The sequence below is a fragment of the Sphingomonas sanguinis genome, from assembly GCF_019297835.1.
GTDB lineage: Bacteria > Pseudomonadota > Alphaproteobacteria > Sphingomonadales > Sphingomonadaceae > Sphingomonas > Sphingomonas sanguinis_D.
Genome location: NZ_CP079203.1, coordinates 2,490,216 through 2,511,868, shown reverse-complemented (window position 1 = coordinate 2,511,868; position 21,653 = coordinate 2,490,216). Strand labels below are relative to the sequence as shown.

At 65.2% G+C, this 21,653-nt stretch carries 22 protein-coding genes and 1 riboswitch; of the genes, 15 read left to right on the top strand and 7 right to left on the bottom strand.

The window, feature by feature from the left end:
- Nucleotides 1-34: 34 nt before the first annotated feature.
- Both KV697_RS11705 and KV697_RS11700 read right to left on the bottom strand, forming a co-directional pair.
- Nucleotides 35-970: a YiiG family protein gene (locus tag KV697_RS11705; RefSeq protein ID WP_257575292.1), complete on the bottom strand. Its 936-nt coding sequence runs from the start codon at nt 968-970 to the stop codon at nt 35-37.
- A 235-nt stretch (nt 971-1,205) separates the two neighbouring features.
- Nucleotides 1,206-1,985: a class I SAM-dependent methyltransferase gene (locus KV697_RS11700; RefSeq protein WP_219018341.1), complete on the bottom strand. Its 780-nt coding sequence runs from the start codon at nt 1,983-1,985 to the stop codon at nt 1,206-1,208.
- An 87-nt stretch (nt 1,986-2,072) separates the two neighbouring features.
- Here KV697_RS11700 and KV697_RS11695 point away from each other — a divergent pair, with 87 nt between their 5' ends.
- Nucleotides 2,073-2,504 carry an Rrf2 family transcriptional regulator gene (locus tag KV697_RS11695; RefSeq protein WP_219021369.1) on the top strand — a complete coding sequence of 144 codons (432 nt, stop codon included), beginning with the start codon at nt 2,073-2,075 and terminating at the stop codon, nt 2,502-2,504.
- Here KV697_RS11695 and KV697_RS11690 read toward each other — a convergent pair.
- On the bottom strand, nt 2,501-3,409 hold the full coding sequence (locus KV697_RS11690) for a LysR family transcriptional regulator (protein ID WP_219018340.1): 909 nt from the start codon (nt 3,407-3,409) through the stop codon (nt 2,501-2,503). The genes KV697_RS11695 and KV697_RS11690 overlap by 4 nt on opposite strands.
- Nucleotides 3,410-3,515: 106 nt before the next feature.
- Between KV697_RS11690 and KV697_RS11685 the strand changes: the two genes are divergently transcribed.
- Entirely contained in the window at nt 3,516-4,343 is an 828-nt protein-coding gene (locus tag KV697_RS11685; protein WP_219018339.1) for an oxidoreductase, read from the top strand.
- A 181-nt stretch (nt 4,344-4,524) separates the two neighbouring features.
- Nucleotides 4,525-5,511, top strand: coding sequence for an alpha/beta hydrolase (locus KV697_RS11680; RefSeq protein ID WP_219018338.1), 987 nt, complete (start codon nt 4,525-4,527; stop codon nt 5,509-5,511).
- Nucleotides 5,512-5,882: 371 nt separating this feature from the next.
- Here the strand turns inward: KV697_RS11680 and KV697_RS11675 are convergent, their stop codons facing one another.
- Nucleotides 5,883-6,467, bottom strand: coding sequence for a DUF4142 domain-containing protein (locus tag KV697_RS11675; protein ID WP_219018337.1), 585 nt, complete (start codon nt 6,465-6,467; stop codon nt 5,883-5,885).
- A 152-nt stretch (nt 6,468-6,619) separates the two neighbouring features.
- On the opposite strand from KV697_RS11675, the gene KV697_RS11670 reads away from it, so the two are divergent.
- Nucleotides 6,620-7,039: a DUF3597 family protein gene (locus tag KV697_RS11670; protein WP_219018336.1), complete on the top strand. Its 420-nt coding sequence runs from the start codon at nt 6,620-6,622 to the stop codon at nt 7,037-7,039.
- Between the two features lie 45 nt (nt 7,040-7,084).
- Here KV697_RS11670 and KV697_RS11665 read toward each other — a convergent pair whose 3' ends face one another.
- A complete protein-coding gene (locus KV697_RS11665; RefSeq protein WP_219018335.1) occupies nt 7,085-8,269 on the bottom strand; it encodes an alpha/beta hydrolase-fold protein in 1,185 nt (394 codons plus the stop codon).
- 323 nt (nt 8,270-8,592) lie between these two features.
- Here KV697_RS11665 and KV697_RS11660 point away from each other — a divergent pair, with 323 nt between their 5' ends.
- The 6 genes from KV697_RS11660 to KV697_RS11635 all read left to right on the top strand — a co-directional run bounded on the left by KV697_RS11660 (nt 8,593) and on the right by KV697_RS11635 (nt 12,113).
- On the top strand, nt 8,593-8,913 hold the full coding sequence (locus KV697_RS11660; RefSeq protein WP_219018334.1) for a hypothetical protein: 321 nt from the start codon (nt 8,593-8,595) through the stop codon (nt 8,911-8,913).
- A 31-nt stretch (nt 8,914-8,944) separates the two neighbouring features.
- The gene (locus KV697_RS11655; protein WP_219018333.1) at nt 8,945-9,322 is read left to right on the top strand and encodes a CsbD family protein; all 378 of its coding nucleotides are present in this window, start codon (nt 8,945-8,947) and stop codon (nt 9,320-9,322) included.
- Nucleotides 9,323-9,354: 32 nt separating this feature from the next.
- Entirely contained in the window at nt 9,355-10,842 is a 1,488-nt protein-coding gene (locus KV697_RS11650; RefSeq protein WP_219021368.1) for a PAS domain S-box protein, read from the top strand.
- Nucleotides 10,839-11,021: a hypothetical protein gene (locus KV697_RS11645; protein WP_219018332.1), complete on the top strand. Its 183-nt coding sequence runs from the start codon at nt 10,839-10,841 to the stop codon at nt 11,019-11,021. Before KV697_RS11650 ends, KV697_RS11645 begins: the two co-directional genes overlap by 4 nt.
- A 2-nt stretch (nt 11,022-11,023) precedes the next feature.
- Entirely contained in the window at nt 11,024-11,905 is an 882-nt protein-coding gene (locus KV697_RS11640) for a hypothetical protein (protein ID WP_219018331.1), read from the top strand.
- 61 nt (nt 11,906-11,966) lie between these two features.
- Nucleotides 11,967-12,113, top strand: a complete 147-nt coding sequence (locus KV697_RS11635) for an entericidin A/B family lipoprotein (protein WP_082669938.1) — start codon at nt 11,967-11,969, stop codon at nt 12,111-12,113.
- Nucleotides 12,114-12,213: 100 nt separating this feature from the next.
- On the opposite strand, the gene KV697_RS11630 is transcribed toward KV697_RS11635, so the two are convergent.
- Nucleotides 12,214-12,549: a hypothetical protein gene (locus KV697_RS11630; protein ID WP_257575859.1), complete on the bottom strand. Its 336-nt coding sequence runs from the start codon at nt 12,547-12,549 to the stop codon at nt 12,214-12,216.
- 88 nt (nt 12,550-12,637) lie between these two features.
- Nucleotides 12,638-12,860, top strand: a riboswitch (cobalamin riboswitch).
- Nucleotides 12,861-13,074: 214 nt separating this feature from the next.
- Here KV697_RS11630 and KV697_RS11625 point away from each other — a divergent pair.
- The 5 genes from KV697_RS11625 to KV697_RS11605 all read left to right on the top strand — a co-directional run bounded on the left by KV697_RS11625 (nt 13,075) and on the right by KV697_RS11605 (nt 18,824).
- A complete protein-coding gene (locus tag KV697_RS11625; protein ID WP_257575289.1) occupies nt 13,075-15,204 on the top strand; it encodes a TonB-dependent receptor in 2,130 nt (709 codons plus the stop codon).
- Nucleotides 15,137-16,618, top strand: coding sequence for a hypothetical protein (locus KV697_RS11620; protein WP_257575288.1), 1,482 nt, complete (start codon nt 15,137-15,139; stop codon nt 16,616-16,618). Before KV697_RS11625 ends, KV697_RS11620 begins: the two co-directional genes overlap by 68 nt.
- A 53-nt stretch (nt 16,619-16,671) precedes the next feature.
- Complete coding sequence (locus tag KV697_RS11615; protein ID WP_007405605.1) at nt 16,672-17,343, top strand: glutathione S-transferase family protein; 672 nt, start codon at nt 16,672-16,674, stop codon at nt 17,341-17,343.
- Nucleotides 17,330-17,689 carry a tRNA-binding protein gene (locus KV697_RS11610; RefSeq protein ID WP_219018329.1) on the top strand — a complete coding sequence of 120 codons (360 nt, stop codon included), beginning with the start codon at nt 17,330-17,332 and terminating at the stop codon, nt 17,687-17,689. Before KV697_RS11615 ends, KV697_RS11610 begins: the two co-directional genes overlap by 14 nt.
- A 202-nt stretch (nt 17,690-17,891) precedes the next feature.
- Nucleotides 17,892-18,824 carry an alpha/beta hydrolase gene (locus KV697_RS11605; RefSeq protein ID WP_219018328.1) on the top strand — a complete coding sequence of 311 codons (933 nt, stop codon included), beginning with the start codon at nt 17,892-17,894 and terminating at the stop codon, nt 18,822-18,824.
- Between the two features lie 125 nt (nt 18,825-18,949).
- Here KV697_RS11605 and pepN read toward each other — a convergent pair whose 3' ends face one another.
- On the bottom strand, nt 18,950-21,553 hold the full coding sequence (gene pepN / locus KV697_RS11600; protein WP_257575858.1) for an aminopeptidase N: 2,604 nt from the start codon (nt 21,551-21,553) through the stop codon (nt 18,950-18,952).
- Between the last annotated feature and the right edge of the window lie 100 nt (nt 21,554-21,653).

Below are 21,653 nucleotides of genomic sequence, written 5' to 3'. Positions count from 1 at the left end.
GGATGCCAGTTAATTCACAAAACCCTCTTAGATGTCAGCACTGGCTGACATTGAGGTCGTTGATGACGCTGTTGTAGGTCTGGAGCAGCGTTTCGGCGTCCTCTATCGCCTTCGGCTTCATCATCTGGAACGAGGCACCATTCCTGCGATCCTTGGCATAGGTGCCGTCCTCGGTGCGCTGGATGATATCGCGCCCGGCTGCAAGATAGGCATTGGCGTGCAGCATAAAGCTCGCGCATGCCGTCTTGTCCTTCTCGCGGACCTTGTTGTCGAACTGGACGGCCATGGTGTTGAACTGGTCCAGGGACGCTTTGAATGCCGCCTTCTGGTCGCCCAATCCCTTGCCATCGAGCACGCCGGAGGCATCATCCATGCTTTCCTTGAGATAATAGACGGTGCCCTTGCGATAATAGTCCAGGGTATCCTTCTTCGTCGCCTCGAATGCGGCCTTGATGCGCGCGCGGTCTGCGGCGTCGATGGCTTTTGCATAGGTAGCCTGAGCCGATGCAACATTGTCCAAGGCGGTAAGCAGCGCCGGCTGGAGCTCGCGGCCATGGGCGCCATTGTCGCTCACATAGGTCTTGGCCTCAATATAGTTCGCCATATCACGATAGAGCGGCGCAACCTTGGCAAGCGCTTGGCTATAGGTCCGCGCCGCCCCGTCGAGTTCCGGCATGGCGGGCTTCATGGCTAAAGCCTTGTCCAACTGCGCCTTGATCCGGTCTATGCCCGGATCGGACGGAAAGAAAAGTTTTGTCAGGTCCTTGCCGCTGTCGAAAACCGGTTTGATGGAGCGCTGATAGGTGGCCACTATGTCGGCAAAGGGCGTGCGCGCCGTATTGGCCGCTTCGACATAGGCATTGTATTTCTGCATCTCGTTCTGGTCGGCAGCCGCTGTCACCGCGCTTGAATTTCCTTCTTCCTTGCTCCCGCACCCAGAGAGCGCGAGCACGCAAGCGGGAAGAGCCATGGAGCGAAGCAGTATCCTGAACACAAAAACGACCTCAGTTTGGTTGATGCCAACAGGCGGTTCCAAGTCTTTGGTTGGAAAGACTTTCGGACCGCGGCGCTCCCTATGCCCCCCTTGGGTACGCCTTTCAAATTTGGGAATTTTTATAACTGCACTGATGGGTAGAGTTTTGTGCTCCATCCAAGCGGATCTGCTGTTCTTCGATTGCGATCGCTATCTCGTAGCATAGCGATGGTCAGCGCCTGGCTACACCGATGAGAGCGGTAGAAGGGATGGGCAGGATCATTCGATCACCAGCCATGTCTCGCACTTCAGCGACGACGGCGGCCCTCTCGGTATCACTCAAGCTGATCCAGTCGGGGGACATACCGAACAAGGTATCGGGCTCGGCAAGTGCGCTGACATCGAGCACATAGTCGTGGGTGACATGTTGGATTTGGGGATCCTGATATCCCGCGGCGATGAGTTCGCGGGCAAAATCGCTCGGGTCGCTCAACGCCTTGACCGCATTCGGCATAGTCATGCCGTCGCGCCCGGGAAACAGCTTGCGACGGATCTGGCCGAGCAGGAGAAAGGTCGCCGCCCCGCCATCCTGCCAAGTCGTGATCACGCCGTGGCCACCCGGCCGCGTTACTCGCGCCATTTCCGATAGGCCCTTGCGCCAGTCAGGAAACATGATGACTCCGAAGATCGAGAAGACCGCATCAAAACGGCGGTCTGCCAGAGTCAGGGCCTGTCCATCCATGACGCATGCGTCGACATTGGGCAGGTTCGCAGCGGCGATGCGCGCCACCATGCCGGGGGAGAAGTCGGTCGCTAGCACGCGTGCGCCGGTACGCGCCGCTGCCAACGTCAGCGCGCCAGTCCCGGCCGCCACGTCCAGCACGTGGCTTTCCGATGTCAGAGCGACCTTTGCGAGTGCCGCCTCGGCATAAAGGGACGTGAATGGATGCGCCGTCTTCTCATAATGCTGGGCGGCTGTGTCCCAATGATCTGGGCTTTCATAGGCAGGCATAATCGACGCTCCACGAATCATGTAACATTATAAGTATCGTGATACTGGACCCTTGCCAATCTCGATGGCGCCGTGAAGGATCACATCGTGCGCAACGACAGCCGCCTTTCGCGAATGCTCCATGTGCTGCTCCACATGGCGCGGCATGAGGGACCAATGACCTCCGAAGCGATTGGCCGCATGCTGGGTACCAACCCGGTCGTGGTACGGCGCACGATGGCTGGTCTTCGGAATGCAGGGTATGTGCGGTCGGAAAAGGGCCATGGCGGCGGCTGGGTGATCGCGCAGCCCTTGAAGAACGTTTCGTTGCTGGACGTACACCGCGCGGTTGGCGGACCCCGCCTGTTCGCTATCGGCCATGAGAACGCCAATGCCGACTGCGCTGTCGAGAAAGCCGTTAATACTGCGCTGGAGGGTGTGCTCCGTGACGCCGAGGCGCTGCTGGTGGCGCGCCTCGATTCCGTCAGCCTGGCCGAACTGGCGCGCGATTTCGACGCACACTGCGATGCGGCTAGCTAGAACGCCGCATCCTCACCCGATCTGATCATATCGATTACCGCGCGCAGGGCCGGTGCCATCTGCCGTTGCTGGGGGTAACACAAATAATAGCCGGGAAAGGGAACCGACCACTCCGCCAGCAGCGGAACGAGGGCACCTCGCGCAAAAGCGTCGACGACAGACTCCTCCTTGAGGAAGGCGATCCCGATGCCAGCAAGCGCAGCGTCCACCATCACGGCGCGACTGCTGGTGATCAACGGCCCTTCGACCGCCACCGAGAACCAGTGGCCCTTCTCGAAAAACTCCCATGCATAGGGGCCGGGCTGCCCCGGCCAGCGCCAGCGGATGCAACGATGCTGGAGCAGATCCTTTGGCGTTTGCGGAACGCCGTGCTCGGCCAAGTATGCGGGCGCGGCGACAGCCAGCTGGCGAATATCCTCGCCTAGCCGAAGTGCGACCATGTCGCGTTCGATCACCTCGCCGATACGGATTGCGGCATCATAGCCGCTGCCGACGATGTCGACGACCGTGTCATCAATTGTGAGATCGAGCGTGATATCCGGGAAGGCGCGCAACAGCCTCGGCAGGATCGGCACTACGAACCTGTCTGCGGCAGCATGGAAGCAGTGCAGGCGGACTGTACCGGCCGGCAGCTTCGCGGCAGTACGCGCCTGCTCCAGGGCGCCCGTCAGGCTGTCGATCGCGGGTGCGATATCACCGAGCAGCGCGGCGCCAGCCTCGGTCAACGACACGCTGCGGGTGGTGCGATGGAGCAGGCGGATGCCTAGCCGCTCCTCCAGGCCGCGGATCAACTGGCTCAGCGCCGAGGACGATACCCCCAACTGCTCGGCCGCCCGGCTGAAACTCCGGTGCTCGGCGACGGCTGCAAAGGCGCGCAAGGCACCGAACTCGCTGGGATGGATCATGGCGTGCACCTCAGCATTGTGAAGCTGACCTTACAAGCCTGGGTGGCAAATGATCGATTATCCGCCTGGGATGAAGCGCTACATCTAGCGGCGAAGGAGAACAGCTATGAAGACATGGTTCATCACAGGTATTTCCCGCGGCCTCGGCCAGGCGCTCGCGCAGGCGGCGCTCGCTCGGGGCGACACCGTCGTCGGCACGGTGCGCGAGGCTGCGCCGGATTTGGAAGTGGGTCATGGTACGCTGCATGTCCTGACCGTCGATCTTACCGATGCGGCGGCGATCGCGCCGGTTGTAAGTGCGGCCTTCGACATGGTTGGCCACATCGACGTGCTGGTCAACAACGCCGGCTATGGCCTGCTCGGGGCAATCGAGGAAGCGACGGACGCCGAGTTTCAACGGCTGTTCGCGGTCAACGTCTTTGCACCCTTTGCCATCATTCGCGCCGCGCTTCCCGTCTTGCGGCGGCAGGGCAGCGGTCACATCCTGAACATCACCTCGATCGCAGGCCGTGCGCCAGCGGGATCATCCGGCCTCTATTCGGCGACCAAATCCGCACTCGAAGGCCTAACACAGAGCCTAGCCCAGGAAGTCGCGCCTTTCGGTCTCAAGGCCACAGCCATCGCACCTGGTGCCTTTCGTACCGACTTTCTCAGCGGTCATTCGATCCGCCGCAGTCAGGGCAGCGAGCAGTATGCCGAAAGCGTCGGGACCGGAATCGCACGGCTTGACGCGATGGCCGGGCGCCAGATCGGCGATCCGGACAAGGCGGCTGCGGCGATCCTCGAATTGGTCGACACGCCCAATCCGCCGCTTCATCTGCTGCTTGGGAGCGACGCGCTGCGACGTGCCCGAGAGAAGCTCGACGTGGTGATCGACGAGATGGATCGCTGGGAAAGCGTAACGCGTTCGACCGATTATGAGGAAGATGCCTGAGCGGCTGGGCCAGAGCAGCTATCACCTTAAACGACGGCGCCACCCAGCAGTGCAAGACCAACCCGCTCAAGGTCCGTTTACGGGAACAGGGGAGGGGGCGCTTTGACGCAATGCTTGGGCCCCGTCAGCATTGGTTGCGGCGCAGCTGCGATCCGGCGCGCGTCATGAGGAGCGCAACGACATGACCGACCAGAAGAGCGGCATCATGGTCCAGGGCCGTTTGATACCGTTTCCCTCATCGATAAGCCAGGAAGCTCGCGCCAGTCTCGAGCGACTGGTGAATAACGATGGCGTCCCGATCAACGCGCTCTACTCGATGCCACCGCCGGACGATCATGCAGGCTGGATGAAGATCAAGGCGGCCGCGGACGGGCATTATGCGGCGGCAGTGAAAGGGCTAGCCGGTACGTTGCGTGCCAGCGCCGAGACGCTTCGCATCGGCGAGACCACGATTCACGTCGCGACGCCTGAAGCCATATCGGCACCGAATTGTGCCTATCTGGATTTCCATGGCGGAGCGTTCGTGTTTGGTGGCGGCGAGGCGTGTCGCGTGCAGGCGCGGATGCAGGCGGATCGGCTTGGGGCGCTCAGCTACGGCGTCGATTACAGGATGCCGCCCGAGCATTCCTATCCGGCGGCATTGGATGACGCTATGGCGGCGTATCGCTACGTGCTGGAACGGCATGCACCGTCGCGCATCGTCGTGGGCGGGCGATCGGCGGGCGGCAACCTCGCTGTCGCGATGCTCCTGCGCGCGAAGGACGAAGGGCTGCCCATGCCCGCCGGCATGGTTCTCCTGTCACCGGAGGTCGATCTGACCGAGTCCGGCGACAGTTTCCAGGTCAATCAGATGGTAGATGTCGTGCTGCCCGGATCATTGATGCGGAACAACGCGCTGTATGCCGGTGGGGCAGACCTGTCGCATCCTTACCTCTCGCCATTGTTCGGAGATCTAAAAGACCTGCCGCCGGCCTTCCTCCAATCCGGCACGCGAGACCTCTTCCTGTCCAACGCTGTACGGATGCACCGTGCACTGCGCCAAGCGGATGTGGATGCCGAACTGCACGTCTTTGAAGGGATGCCGCACGGAGGATTTCAAGGGAACACCCCGGAGGACGACGACTTGGCGGCCGAGATAGCCCGGTTCGTTAAAGCTCGCTGGCAGTGACGTACTCTTTCAAAATTGTACCCAATGAAAACAGCGATGCATTCGGTTTCAATGCGACTTGATGCCTCATAGTCGAGCCGCCGCGATTTTGACCATTTGTCGCAGATTTTTACCGCCTCGGCGCTTCAGACCCAGCTGGGGGTATCAATGGGGGTGCTGGCCCGTAGCGCAACAAAAATAGGAACGTAAATCAAGTAGATAGGTATTGGCGTGGGTGCAAAATCATCCTGCCCCCGCAACCATTCCTCCCCACTACCATAACCGCCCGGCATACCCCGTGGCGGCTTTTTGCGTTTGCCCACGCTCCCCATACGCCAAGGGCGGACATGGCATTCGCCATGTCCGCCCCGTTTGCGGGCCAGCGGCCGAAGTTACGCCTTCAGGCCCTTCGCCATGTTCAGATGCGCCGTCACCGTCGGGATGAGGTCGCTGGCAAAGCTCTTCAAAGACGCCACGTCTCCCGTCGTCGCATACCCCTTCAGCGCATCCAGCGTCTGCTGATGCCCCGACCTCTGCGCCGCTATATACGCCGCGTCGAACGCCTCGCCCCGCAGCGACCTCAACTGGTCCAGCGTCGCCTGTTGCTGCGCATTCAGCGTCGCATCGGGTGTCAGCGCCGGGCTCATCCCGGCGGTCAGCGTCTTCAGCTTGGCGGTCGAGCCGGTATGGGCGTCGATCATCTTTTGGGCATAGGACTTCACCGAGGGCGAAGCGCCGTTGGTGAGCGCGAGCCTGGACGTCTCGATCTCGAAGGCGTCGCTGGCTGCGGCCGTGTTTACGAAGCTATGCGCCGCGCTTGCGGCAGGGGTTTGTGCCGGGGCGGGGGCGGACGCATCCGCTTGGTTGTACGTATCGGCGCTGTTCGTCGTGTAGGTCGACGAATTGTCCTGCTTCTGGCCACAGGCCGCCATCGCAAGCAGGGCGGTGGTCGCAATGAAAGTCGAACGGATGGTCATGGCAAACCCCTGAAAAGACGACAGATGCTGTCTAAGCGTCTGTCGCGCCATGACGTTCCCGCAGAGGCCATCTCGTCGGAAGAGCGGACCCGCAGGGCGCTTGCGTCGTTAGAGCGGGCATCGTCGCATCCGATCAGCGAAGGAACCACCCGATGAGCATTTTCGGCAATATCCTGAACAAGATATTCCACCATGGCAGCAAGGGCGAAGCCGCACCTGCACCGTCACCCGCACCGGCTCAGGCACAACCCGCACCCGCCGCCGCCCCCGCACCGGTTCCGGCCCCCGTCGCGGCTCCGACCCCGGCGCCGCAGAATGTGGATGTCGGTGCGGTCCTGTCGGAAATGGCGTCGATGAAGGGCGGCGGGGGCAATTATCAAAGCTCGATCGTCGATCTGCTGAAGCTGCTCGACCTGGATTCGAGTCTGTCGGCGCGTAAGGAACTGGCCAACGAACTAGGCGTGCATGCCGCCGAGGACGGCTCGGCCGAGCAAAATATCGCGCTTCACAAAGCGGTGATGGCGAAGCTCGCCGAAAATGGCGGGATCGTGCCCGACAGTCTGCGGAACTGACGATCCGAAAGGGGCGGCGGTCCGCACGACCGCCGTCCCTTCTCCTCAGTCCCGGAACAGCAGCGGCGCCATCGCCTGAAGACTGCGCCGCCACGTCTGGAATTCGTGGCCCGTGCCCTCAGAGACGTAGAAGACGTTCCTGATCCCGGCCGCCGTCAGCGCGGCGGCATTGGCGCGCGGATCGCTGCGCGGACCACCTGGCGGACCGCTGCGTCCGCCTTCCAACTCGCGGCTGCCGAAGCTGACGAAGGTGAGCTTCACCTTGTCGCGATAGCCCGGCCACGCCTTCACATCGTCCGGCGACATGGTCCCGCCGCTGAGCAACCCGATATAGGCGAACCGGTCGAGATGCTTCGGCGCGATGAGCTTTGTCTCGAAGCCGCCCATCGACAGCCCGGCCATGGCGCGGTGGCGCTGGTCGGACAGGGTGCGGTAATGCCCGTCGACATAGGGGATCAGCTCGTCCAGCAGCAAGGTCTGGAAGGGGCGGATGTCGAAACTCGCCAGCCCGCCGGGCGCGCCGGGGCGGATGGTGTTGGTCATGCCATAGGTCATGACGATCAGGAACGGTCGCGTCTTTCCGGCTGCGATCAGATTGTCCATGATGAGGTTGGCGTGGCCCTGATTGGACCAGGCGGTCTCATCCTCGCCCCAGCCATGCTGGAGATACAGCACGGGATAACGATCGCGCATGTTCCGGTCATAGCCGGGCGGGGTGTAGACAAAGGCGCGTCGCGGCGCGCCGGTGCTGGGTGACGGGAACAGGATCTGTTCGACCCGGCCATGCGGCACATCCTTCAGCGCATAGAAATCCGCGTCATGCGCCGGAATCTCGATGCCGCTTTCCCAGCAGGTGGAGCCATAGAAGTTCAGCGTTCCCGGATCGTTGAAGGTGCCGCCATCGACCGTCAGATGGTAATAATGAAATCCCTCGTCGAGCGGGCCTTCCGACGTTCCCGTCCAGCTGCCATCGGGGCCTTTGGTCAGGACGGTGCCGCCGCGTCCGCCCAGCCCCAGGCTGACCTTCACCGCCTTGGCATCGGGGGCGGTGATGCGGAAGTGGGCATATCCCTGCGAGTTGACCTGCGGATAGGACTGGCCGGGCTGGTTGAGCGAGGAAGGGCGGAAATCCTCGATCACCGCCGGTGGGGCGGTTTGGGGCGTAGTCTGAGCAGGGGCCATGGATGCGGCCATCGTCACCGTTAAGGCAGCCGCCAACAGGATCTTCATCGATCATCCTCCCTCGTCATCCGTTGGTTCATTTCGACCATGTCGGAGGGGGGATGGTGCCGTTTATGGCCCGATCACACAAGGCGGTTTGGTGGAAAATGGCGTTAGGACAATGGCTTGTCGATGGAAATCCTTTGCGGTGCCGCCACGTTCGTCGAATGGGTGATCGCGCTGCGTGCCGGCGCATAGGCCCGCCAGCGCCTCAAAACTGGTAGAAGACTACCAACCATACCGGCAAAAATACCAGGAACGGCTTAACTTATCATAAGTTGTACCCGGCCAGATCGGTCGCATTTCGCCGCCGGTCGCACGGGAGCAACCGGGTGGCCAAAATCCTCGCAAGCATCGGCATCGCGCTCGTCGCGGTGGCGTGCACCCCGCCCTCGACGCGGATCGCCACCGGGCTGGAGCGCTATGGCCTGGACAGCCAACGTTCGACCTGTGTCGGCCAGCGACTGGAGCACAACCTGTCGCTCGGTCAGTTGCAACAATTGGGCAATGCCGCCGCGGCCTATCGCCGCGACGATCCCAATCCCGGCCAGCTGACCGCAGGCGATCTGATCCGGGTCGCGGGCGAGATCAAGGACCCGAAGATCGCACTGGAAGTCGGCAAGGCCGCCGCCACCTGCGGCGTGGCTCCCTGAAACCCCTTCTTTTCATTTTCGGAGACGAACGATGAACAAGCATGAACTGCACGGCAATGCGCGCCATTTCGGTGGCAAGGTGGAAAAGGCGATCGGCGATGCGGTCGACAGCCGCGACTGGAAAGTGGCGGGCGTCACCGATCAGGTCGCGGGCAGCGCCGAGCATCTGTTCGGTCGTGCCCAGTCGGTTGCGGGCGATGTGGCGGATGCCACCCCCAGCCTGATCGAGGAAGCGCGCGAGCGGATCGGCGACGCCACCGATCGGTCGGTCGCGGCCGCGCGGCGCGGCTCCGAAAAGGCCGTGGACGCGGTGCGCGCCCATAACGGCAATAACGGCGTGGTCTGGGCCGTCGTCGCGGCGCTGGGCGGCTATGCGCTCGCCGCGCTGATCCACGGTCGCCGGGACTAAGGGCTGACACTGTGGCGCCTTCGCTGGCCACCATGCGGGATACCGTCGACCTCCGGCACCTGCGACAGATCGTCGCGGGGCTGGACGAGGGGGTGATCCTGGTCGATCCCGATCAGAGTCTGCTCTGGGCGAACGACGCCGCGCTGGCGATGCACGGGGTCGAGCGTCTGGAGCAGCTCGGCCGGACGGTGGACGAGTATCGCAGCCGTTTCCGCCTTCGCTACCGCAACAACCACCGGCTGGAGGCGGACGACTATCCGGTCGAACGGGTCGCGGCGGGCGAATCCTTTTCCGAGGTCGTGGTCGAAGTCGCGGTCGAGGGCGAGAAGGACCCGCGCTGGGTGCATCAGGTGCGCAGCCTGGTGCTGAACGACCGCGACGACGGCGAGCCGACCTGCGTCGTCCTGATCATCCAGGACGTCACCGCCCGTTACGAGGCGGAGGATCGGTTCGAACAGTCGTTCAACGCCAACCCGGCGCCCGCAATCATCTGTCGTCTGGCCGACCTGCGGTTCGTCAAGGTGAACCAGGGCTTTGTCGAGATGACCGGATATCCGCGCGACCAGGTGCTGTGCCGGACCGTCTACGACATCGACGTGCTGCGCGGCGCCGAGCGGCTGGAGCTGGCGAAGGAGCGGCTGGCCGAGGGGCGGACCATACCGCAGATGGAGGCGGAGCTGGCGCTGCCGGGCGGCGGGACCAAGCTGGTCATCGTGGCGGGCCAGCCGATCGACATGGGGGACCAGCCCTGCATGTTGTTCACCTTCGCCGATCTGGAGCCGCGCCGAAAGGCCGAGTCGGCGCTGCGCCACAGCGAGGAGCGCTTCACCCGCACCTTCCAGATGGCGCCGGTGCCGATGGCGATCGGTGCGCGCGATGGCCATGTGCTGTGCGAGGTCAATGCCAGTTTCGCCGAGCTGACCGGATATGGCACGACCGAGATCATCGGGCGCTCGCTGGCCGCTGTCGGACTGTGGGCGAACGACGCGGCGCAGACCGAGATCGAGGCGGCGATCGACGACGGTCGCGACCTGCGCGGGGTCGAGGCGCGGATCGTCGCCAAGGACGGCGGGTGCAGCGACTGCCTGGTGTCGACCGAGCTGATCACGCTGGGCGACGACACCTGCGTCCTCTGGGCGTTCCAGGACATCACCCAGCGCAAGGCGACCGAGCTGGAGCTGGTCGAGGCGATCGACGCGGTGATGAAGGACACCAGCTGGTTCAGCCGGTCGATCATGGACAAGCTGGCCCGGCTGCGCGCGCCGCAGGACGAACTGGGCGGCGCGAGCCTGGACGATCTGACCGCGCGCGAGCGCGAGGTGCTGGGCCTGATCTGTCGCGGGCTGGACGACAAGAGCATCGCGCGGGCGCTGGGCGTATCGGGCAACACGGTGCGCAACCATGTCGCGCGCATCTACGCCAAGATCGGCGTGAACCGCCGCACCGCCGCCGCCGCCTGGGCGCATGCGCGTGGCTTCGACGGCGAGGGTGCGCTTGGCCGACGGGAGATGCCCGCATGAGCGACAAGAATTTCAGGAATCCGACCGATCGCGTGCGTCATGCCAAAGGGGCGGCACGCGAGACGATCGGGAAGCTGATCGGCGACGACGCCGCCATCAGCCAGGGGCGCAAGGAACAAGAGGCGGCGGCCCGCACCAAAAAGGCCGGTCCCGCCCAAGAACCGAAAGAACAGGAGTGAATATGGCTACGCATGTAACGCCCGGCTATGCGCCGGTGGAAGAGGGCGCGATCGTCCGCGCGACCCGTCGGATTTCGTGGGGCGCGATCTTTGCCGGTGTGGTGATCGCGGTCGCGGTCCAGCTGGTGATGGGCATCCTCGGCACCGGCATCGGCCTGTCGATGGTCGACCCGGTCCAGGGTTCGACGCCGGGCGCGGCGGGCTTCGGCATCGGGGCGGGCCTGTACTGGCTGATCACCACCGTCGTCGCGCTGGGTGCTGGCGGCTATGCCGCGGCGCGCGTGTCGGGCGTGACCGAGAAGTTCGATGCGTTGGTCCACGGCCTGGTCGTGTGGGGCGTCACGCTGCTCCTGACCCTGTATCTGCTGACCTCGGCGGTCGGTGGGATCATCGGTGGCGCGTTCCGTACCGTCGGCGCGGTCGCCGGTGCCGCCGGTTCGACCGTGGGCGCGGCTGCTCCGAAGGTCGCGCAGGTCGCGGGTGTCGATCAGAATGACGTGCAGGCCGAAGCCGCCAAATATCTGACCGAAACGCCTGCCGATCCGGCTCAGATGACCCCGGAACAGGCGCAGAAGGAAGTCGCCAAGCAGCTGCCCGCCATGGCGCGTGGCGGTGCGGACGGCGCCCGGGCCGAAGCGCGCGTGGTCGACATCGTCGCCGCCCAGCGCAAGATCAGCCGCGACCAGGCCCAGGCCCAGGTGAATCAGGCCAAGGCCGAATTCGTCCAGACCAAGAATGAAGCGGTCGCAAAGGCCAAGCAGGCCGCCGATGCCGCCGCCGGGGCTGGTGCCAAGACCTCGTTCATCCTGGTGCTCGCGCTGCTGGTCGGCGCCGGTGCCTCCGCCTTTGGCGCAACGGCGGCCAGCCGCCGTCGTCTGCGCTGAGTGTCCGCGGCGGGCCAGCGTATCCGGCCCGCCGCACCCCCCTTTTTTCGAGGAGATCGCCATGACCAAGAAGATCGCTCTGGGTGCTACCCTGTTCGCCGTGCTGACCCTGTCGGCCTGCAACACCGTGAACGGCGCGGGCCGCGACCTGCGCTCGGCCGGGTCCGCGATTTCGGACGCGTCGGGCGAGAACAAGCCGAAGAAGTAGCGGGAAGGGCAGGGGCGATGCGTCCCTGCCAATCCTCCCCGTCCCGGGGAGGGGGACCATGCGAAGCATGGTGGAGGGGGCGCGCCGCGAGGTGCGCCCTTTACCGCATCCCCCCTCCACCACCGCTGCGCGGCGGTCCCCCTCCCCGTACCGGGGAGGATTTTCTATGGCCTTCCGGCGCGTCCGCCTCGACCAGTTCGACGACCTCGAACCGATACCCGACCCAGCCGCGCTGCCGCACCGCCTCTGCCATGGCGGCATCGTTCGCCATCGCCGCCTTGCGCGACTTGGCATGGCCCCAGAACACTTCTGTCTTGCCCCCGCCCAGATCGGCGACGATCCGCCAATAATGGGTGAAGGGCTGCGATGTCGGGCCGATCGTCTTCACATAGCCATCGGGCATCGTCGCGATCAGATAACGGTTCCTGCGTGCCATGCCGCCGCCATAGCGCAACGACGCCGCGACCTCATCCCGCTTGACGCCCTCCATCGCCGCCGCGTAGCGATACGGGGCCGGAATGATCCGGCGATATGATCGCGCCGGTTCTCCCGACAAGGGAGATTAAAAGGGAACACGGTGAGGGGGCTTGGCTCCCCAAATCCGCGGCTGTCCCTGCAACTGTAAGCGGTGAGCGGCGATGCACGGATCGGCCATGGGCGCGATCCAGCCACTGGGGCAACCTGGGAAGGCGCATCCGTCCGCGATGACCCGTGAGCCAGGAGACCTGCCGGCGTCAGGTCGCTCATGCCCGGTCCAGGGGATGGTCGAGGCTAGGTCTGTTCCGACGAGCGACGCCATAAGTGGCGGAGGCGCATGGGTGGCCCTGTGGAATGCGGAAAACGGCGTGCCGCACGCAGGGCACCCGGCTGCCCGAAATCGGGCGGCAAGGCCTCGGCTTGTTCGCGACAAGACGCTATGGGCTTTGAAATGATATATCGTAACAGATTCGGACAGGTTCCTATGGTCCTGTGGGGTGGCGCGGCGCTTCTGCTGGGGGCGACGCAGGCAAGGGCGCAAAAGGCCGAGGAGCAGGGGGGCGACGCCACCGTGCTGGTGATCGGCACGCGGGAGAAACAGGCGCTCGACACACCCAATGCCACCGGCAGTCGCCTGGGCCTGACACCGCTGGAGACGCCCGCCAGCATCGCATCGCTCGACGGCGGGACGATCCGCGCCCAAGGCGATGTGTCGATCGTCGAGGCGGAAACGCGCGCGCCCGGCCTGTCGAGCGTCGCCAATCCCGGCAATGGCGGCACGGCCCTGTCAGCGCGAGGCTTTTCGGGGCAGGGGTCGGTGCTGCAACTGGTCGACGGCGTGCGGTTGTTCCCGGCGGCGGGGACGATCACATTCCCGACCGATCCCTGGATGGTCGAGCGGATCGATGTGCTGGGCGGCCCTGCCTCGGTCCTCTACGGGCAGGGCGCGCTGGGCGGCGCGGTCAATGTCGTGATGCGTGCGCCCACCGCGCAGACCCATGGGCAGGCCGAGATCGGCTATGGCGGGCAGGACAGTTTCCGCGCCGCCGCCGGGCTGGGCGGGCCGCTGACCCCGACGCTCGGCTACCGGGTGGATGCCAGCTATCGCCGGTCGGATGGCTATGTCGATCGGGGACGGTCGGACAGCGTCGCGCTGTCAGGTACGTTGCGCTGGACGCCGTCCTCGACACTGGCGGTGACGGTGCGCGGCGATCATGGCGACCAGCGGCCCATGACCTATTTCGGCACCCCGCTGATCGACGGGCGGCTCGACTTGGCGGTGCGGGATCGCAACTATAATGTCGGCGACGGGCGGATGCGGTTCCGCGACGACCGTGCCTCGATCCGGGTCGACTGGACGCCGAGCAATGCGATCAGCCTGTCCAATATCGCCTATGTCCTGACCAGCGACCGCTTCTGGCGCAATCTGGAGAATTATTGCTGGGTCGGTGCGAGCGGCGCGTGCGCGGACGGATCGACGGGCACTCCGGCCACGATCCGCCGAAGCAGCAATTACGGCATCCGCCACGACCTGACCCAATGGGGCGATCAGGCCAGCGTGACGTGGCGCACGGGACTTGCGCCGGGCATCGCCAACGCGCTGGTCGTCGGGGTGGACGCCAATCTGGTCCGCTTCACCCATGAGAACGACTTCGGCTCGGTCGAGCAGGTCGATGCGGTCGATCCCTTAGCCTTCGATCCCGGCCGTTTCCTCGATACGCAGGGAATCGCCCCACGCTATCGCACCCGCACCACCGCACTGGCGGTGTTTGCCGAGGATCGGGTGACGCTCGGCCCGAAATGGTCGGTGGTCAGCGGCGTCCGTTACGAGGTGGACAATGTCCGTCGCTGGACCGTCGCCACGCCGGATCGCTTCGTGCTGGAAAAGACGTTCCGCAACGCGACGTGGCGCGCGGGGCTGGTCTATCAGCCGGTGCCGACCCTGTCGCTTTATGCGCAATATGCCACCGGCGTCGATCCGCTGGGCACGCTGACCACCGTGTCGACCGGGCAGGTCCAGTATAGCAACGCCAGGGGCCATCAGGTCGAGGCGGGGGCCAAGTGGCTGTTCGCGAACGGACATGGCACCGCCACGCTGGCGGCCTATCGCATCGTCAAGACCGGCCTTCTCGCCCAGCGCACGCTGGCGAGCCCCGTCGAGCAGGTCGGGCAACGATCGTCGCAGGGCGTCGAGGCGGCGGTGACGCTCGATCTGCCGCAGGGCTTCGGAATCGACGCAAACGGCACGCTGCTCGATGCCCGGTTTGACGATTTCCGTTCCGGCGGCGTGGATTATAGCGGCCGCACACCGCCGAACGTGCCCGAGGCGCTGGCCAATCTCTGGCTGCGCTGGGATGCCTCGGCGAAGCTGCAGGCGCGCGCCGGGCTGCGTTATGTCGGGCGGCGCTTCTCCGACAATGGGGAGGCGTTCCGTATCCCCGGCTATGCGACGGTGGACACCACCTTGTCCTATGCGCTGACGCCGCATCTGGCGGTCAATGTCCGTGTCTATAATCTGTTCGACAAGGCCTATGCGGTGACGGCCTATGGCGACCAGCAATGGATATTGGGCCGCCCGCGTGCGCTGGACATCGGCGTTCGTGCCGGGTTCTGACCGGTCCTGGGGGAAGGCGGCTTTGCGGCTCGCCTTCCTCACCCATCGCTGGGTCGGGATCGTCACCTGCCTGTTCTTTGCCATGTGGTTCGCGAGCGGGCTGGTGATGCTTTACGTGCCCTATCCGTCGCTGAGCCCGGCGGAGACATGGAAGCGCGCGCAACCGATCGACTGGGCGCGGGTGGGCCGAGCGCCCATGGCGCCCGATGCCCGGCGGATCACGCTGGAGATGCGCGACGCCGTGCCGGTCTGGCGGATCGAAAGCCGCGACGGCGACACGCGCATTCTGTCGGCGGATGGCGGATCGGTCGCGCCCGTCGATGCGGCACTCGCCATGCGCGTCGCGATCCGCTTCGCGGGGCCGATCCGCGCTGCCGAGCGGATCGCGGACGACCAATGGACGGTGGCGAACGGCTTCGACCGGCATCGCCCCTTGTGGAAGGTCGCGCTGGCCGATGCGGCGGGGACCGAACTCTATATCTCCAGCCTGACCGGCCAGCCGGTGCAGCGGACGACGCGGGGCCAGCGGTTCTGGAACTGGCTGGGCTCGGTTCCGCACTGGATTTATCCGACCCTGTTGCGCCGGGATCGCGAGACTTGGCGGCAGGCGGTGATGTGGGTGGCGGGCCCGTGCATCGCGGTCGCGCTGACCGGCCTGTGGATCGGCATATTGCGACTGCGAGTGGGGCGGCGGCGCTATCGCGGCGGGCGGATGACGCCCTATCGCGGCTGGATGCTCTGGCATCATGTCAGCGGGCTGGCGGGCGGTGTGATGCTGACGACCTGGATCGTCAGCGGCTGGCTGTCGGTCGATCCGGGCCACGCCTTTGCCGGGGGCGAGGCGCCTGCGGCGGCGATGCGGGCCTATGCCGGGCGGGCGGGGCAGCCGCACGATCTTGACCGGCTGTCCCGGATCGCGCCGAATGCGCGCACCGTCGAGTGGAGCGGGGATGCCGGATTCGCCCGAATCGCGATCGACCGCGCCTCGCCGCATCCGCGCTGGCTGGAGCAGGCGACGCTTCAGCCCGCACGCGCCGCCGATCCGCTGCGCGCCGCGATGCTGGTGCCCGGCGGGCGGCGGGTGGCGCGCGAGTGGCTGGCGCGGCCCGATTTCTACTGGACCGACGCGACGCGGCTGCCGCTCTGGAGGCTGCGGTTCGACGATGCGGCGGCGACCTGGCTCTATGTCGATCCGATGAGCGGCGCGCTGGTCGAGCGGCAGGATGGCACGCGGCGCGCCTATCGTTGGGTCTATACGCTGCTCCACACCTGGGACTGGCCGTGGCTGACCGCGCATGAGTGGGTCTGGAATGCGTGGATGTGGCTCTGGTCGCTGGCCGGTCTGGTGCTGTCGATCAGCGGTATCGTGCTCGGGCAGCGAAGGTTGCGCCGCCCTGCGCGCGGGAAAGGGTGAAAAGCGCGCCATCGGGGTTGGCGTCGCGTGTCCCGCCCGCTTAAGTGGGCGGCATGTGGCAACTCTACCAATTCCCGCTCTGTCCCTTTTCCCGCAAGGTCCGGCTGTTGCTGGGCGAGAAGGGCGTCGGATACGAGTTGGTGCGCGAGTCGCCATGGCAGCGGCGCGACGAGTTTCTCGACATGAACCCTGCCGGGCAGACTCCGGTGATGGTCGATGAGGAGCGCGGCGTGCTGCTGGTCGACTCGATGGCGATCAGTGAGTTTTTCGAGGAGACGGTCGAGAAGTCGGCGATGATCAACGGCACCGCCGTCGGCCGCGCCGAGATCCGGCGGCTGGTGACGTGGTTCGACACGCATTTCTACCAGGACGTGACCGGCCCCTTACTCCACGAACGCATGGTTAAGCGTGTCGCACGCACCGGCAGCCCCGATGCCAAGGGCCTACGCGAGGCGATGAAGGCGGCGGTCGGGCATCTCGACTACACCGATTACCTGCTCGACCATCGCAACTGGCTGGGCGGTGCGACGATGAGTCTCGCCGATCTGGCGGCGGCGGCGCAGATTTCGGTCGCCGATTATCTGGGCGGCATCGACTGGAAGGGGCATGAACAGACCGCGCGCTGGTATCGCGGGCTGAAAAGCCGCCCCTCCTTCCGCCCGCTACTGTCCGAGCGGATGGAGATGGTCACCCCGCCGTCGCATTACGACAATGTCGACTTCTGACGCCCCCGCCACCCGTATCGGGATCGAGGATTTCCTGGCGGTCGACATCCGTGTCGGCACCGTCATCGCCGCCGAACCGTTTCCGGAGGCGCGCAAGCCCGCGATCAAGCTGACCATCGACTTTGGTGAGGTTATCGGGGTGAAGCGGTCCTCGGCGCAGATCACGCGGCATTATACGCCGGAGACCCTGGTCGGGCGGCAGGTGGCGGCGGTGGTGAACTTTCCGCCGCGCCAGATCGGGCCGATGATGTCCGAGGTGCTGACCCTGGGCTTTCCCGATGCGGAGGGGCAGGTGGTGCTGATCGCGCCGGATTTGCCTGTACCCAATGGGGGGCGGTTGTTCTGAGGGTTTCCCTTGGCCTTCGACTTCGCTCAGGCTGAACGGAGGGAAGGGAACTGAGTCTGGATACCAAACCCCGTTCAGGCTGAGCGAAGTCGAAGGCCACGCTTCCTTGTTAGCCTTAACATTTTGCCTTGCGTGCGTTCCCAATAGGCGTACCATCCCCGTCCGACCGTAGGGACATAACCCACGGAGGACAGGAGGGGATATGAAGTCCAAACGCTGGGCCGGCCATGCGCTGGCCGCTTTGCTAACGCTCTCGGTGGCGGCACCCGCCATGGCGCAGGCCGACAAGATGGCGCCGATCGCCATACCCGCACAGCCGACCGCCATTCCGCTGAACACCGGGCCGTTGCCGGGTGCGAAGAACAAGGAAAGCTGGCACAGCCAGTATAACAGCGTGTTCGCCCGCAACGTGACGCAAGCGACGCTCACCCCCTTCCTGCCCGATCCCGCCAAGGCGACCGGTGCCGCCGTCATCGTCGCGCCTGGCGGCGGTTTCCGTACCCTGTCGATGCAGAATGAAGGCTGGGACGTGGCCAAGGCACTGGCCGATCGTGGCATTGCCGCCTTCGTCCTGAAATACCGGCTGAACCAGACGCCCGCCGATATGGGCGAGTTCGAAAAGTCGATGGCGGCGATGTTCTCCAGCGTGGCGCGCCCCGCCGCGCGGCCGAACCCGGAGGAGGCGTTGAAGGGCCTCGCGCCGCAGATCGCCGATTCCCGCGCCGCCTTCGCACTGGTTCGCCAGCGGGCGGGCGAGTGGAAGGTCGACCCCAACCGGGTCGGCATGATCGGCTTTTCGGCAGGCGCGATGCTGACCGTCGCGACGGTGCTCGACGGTCAGGCCAAGCCCGCCTTTATCGGCGACATCTATGGCCCACTCCAGCCGATGACGGTGCCCGCCGACGCGCCGCCGATGTTCGCCGCGATCGCCGCCGACGATCCCCTGTTCGCGGGCAAAGGCTTCGGCCTGATCGACCAGTGGATGGCCGCGAAGAAGCCGGTCGAGTTCCACCTCTACGGCCAGGGCGGCCACGGCTTCGGTATGTATCCGAAGACGACGACCAGCACCGGCTGGTTCGACGCCTTTTATCGCTGGATCGTGATGGAAGGGTTTTTGAAGGCCAAGGCCCAGTAATATTCCTCCCCTGTAAGGGGAGGGGGACCATCCGAAGGATGGTGGAGGGGTGTCGTCCTATCGAGAGCGGGACACCCCTCCGTCAGGCTGCGCCTGCTACCTCCCCTGCAAGGGGAGGAATAAGGTTAGTCCAGGCTCTTCGACGCCTGCTCGAACAGATCCTTGGACAGGCCCGGCGTCTCGACGATCCGCACCAGCTCGGCACGCATCAGGGCCGAGCGCTTGGCGTCGAACCGGCGCCAGCGGCCGAGCGGCGGGAGCAGCTTGGCGGCGGTCTGCGGGTTGAGTCGGTCGAGCGCGATCAGCTGGTCCGCCAGGAAGCGATAGCCCGAGCCATCGGCGGCGTTGAACGCGCGCTGGTTCACCCCGAACGCCCCCAGCACCGCCCGCGCCCGATTGGGATTGGCGAGGGTGAAGTCGGGATGCTGGACCAGCCGCTCGACCACCGCGCCGGTGTCGCCGCGCGACGACAGCGCCTGGGTCTGGAACCATTTGTCGAGCACCAGCCCGTTACCGGCATAGCGCGCATGGAAACGCGCCAGCGCTTCTTCCCGCTCGGGGGCGTCGGAACTGACCAGCGTGGTCAGCGCCGCCTGCCGATCGGTCATATTGTCCGCCGCCTCGAACTGCGCGAAGGCCAGCGCGGCGGCATCCTCCGCACCACTGGCGGCGATATAGCCGAGCGCGACGTTGCGCAGGCGGCGGCGCCCCTTGGCCTCGGGCGAATAGACATAAGAACCCTGCGCCAGCTCGGCATAAAGCCGCCGCCAGGTCGGCAGCAGCGCCTGGCCCAATTGCGTACGCAGCGCCTCGCGCGCCGCATGGATCGCATCGGGATCGACGGTGATGAGCTGGTCGCCGATGAAATTCTCCGACGGCAACAGCACCGCCTCGGCGAGGAAGGCCAGCTCCAGCCCCTCGGCCTCCAGCGTGCGGGTGACGGCGTCGATCACCGCCTGGCCCTTTATCTCGCCATGGATCGTGCCCGCGACCAGCGTGTCGAGCATCAGTTGCTGCATCGCCTCGTACCGGGCGAAGGGATCGTCGTCATGCGCTGACAGGAAGGCAAGGTCCTCCGCCGTGCGGTCGCTCTCGATCACGATGGGCGCGGAAAAGCCGCGATTGATCGACAGGACAGGGCGCTCGGTGATCGTCTCGAAGGTGATCGTCTCGGCCACCTGGTCGAGCAGGATCAGCTTTTCCTCGGTCAGCGGTCGGCCGGTTTCCGCGCCGAACAGCCGGACCTTGAGCGGGAGGAGCATCGGCTGCTTGACGCTTTGCCCCGGCGTGGCGGGAACATGCTGGGCGAGGCGCAGTTCGGCACGACCGCCGCCGGGCTGATGGCTAAGCCCCGCCGAGACGCGCGGCGTGCCCGCCTGGGCATACCATAGGCGGAATTGCGACAGGTCGACGCCGCTTGCTTCCTCCATGCAGGCGACGAAATCCTCGCAGGTGGCGGCCGTACCGTCGAAGCGGCTGAAATACAGGTCGGTCGCCGCGCGGAACTTCACCGGCCCGAGCATGGTCGCCATCATGCGGATCAGCTCGGCACCCTTGTTATAGATGGTCGCCGTGTAGAAATTGCTGATCTCGATATAGCTTTCGGGGCGCACCGGATGCGCGAGCGGGCCGGAATCCTCCGGGAACTGGCTGGCGCGAAGCCCGCGCACATCCTCGATCCGCTTGACCGCGGCCGATCCCTGGTCGGCGGAGAAACACTGGTCGCGATAGACGGTGAAGCCTTCCTTCAAGGAAAGCTGGAACCAGTCGCGGCAGGTGATCCGGTTGCCCGACCAATTGTGGAAATATTCATGCGCGACGACGGCGGCGATCGCGTCGTAATCATAATCGGTCGCGGTGTCGGGATCGGCGAGGATGTAGCGGCTGTTGAAGATGTTCAGCCCCTTATTCTCCATCGCGCCGAAGTTGAAATCGTCGACCGCGACGATGTTGAACACGTCGAGATCATACTCGCGGCCATAGACGCGCTCGTCCCACGCCATCGACAGCTTCAGTGCGTGGAGCGCATGGTCGGTCTTGGCAATGTCGGCGGCACGGACCCAGATGCCCAGTTGCACCTCGCGCCCGCTCATCGTGGTGAAGGTCGAGGCATTGACCGCCAGATCGCCCGCGACCAGCGCGAACAGATAGGAGGGCTTGGGGAAGGGGTCGTGCCATTCCGCCCAATGCGTGCCGTCGTCGTTATCGCCCTGCGCAATCGGATCGCCATTGGCGAGCAGCACCGGGTAGCGCAGCCGGTCCGCCGTCATCCGCACGCGGTAGACGCTCAGCACATCTGGCCGGTCGGGGAACCAAGTGATGCGGCGAAACCCTTCCGCCTCGCATTGGGTGCAGAGATTCCCGCCCGAGGCGTAGAGACCCATGAGCTGGGTGTTGCTCTCGGGCGCGATCGACACCTCGGTCTCGACGATATGGGAGTCGCCGGTCAGCGGCACGACCAGCTGCTCGCCCTCGATCCGCCAGTCGTTGACCGCGACGCCGTCGACCTTGACCGACAGCGGCGTCTGGCCCGCACCGTCGAGCCGCAGGGGTTCGTCATGCGGGCCGCTGCGCGTGACGGTCAGCGCGGCGCGGACGCGGGTGTCGGCGGGGTCCAACGCGAAGTCCAGCGCGATCTGCGGCACCTCCCAGGCGGGGGGGCTGTAATCCTCGCGCCGGATGGCGGCGGGGGAGATGCTGGGCTGGGCGGCGCTGCGCTGAATGTCCATGACGCGAATATAGCCGTGCACTCCCCCCGCGACCACCGGGCGCATCAGGAAAAAACGGGATGACACGTCATAGGCGGGGTTGATCGGCGAAGATGGCGTG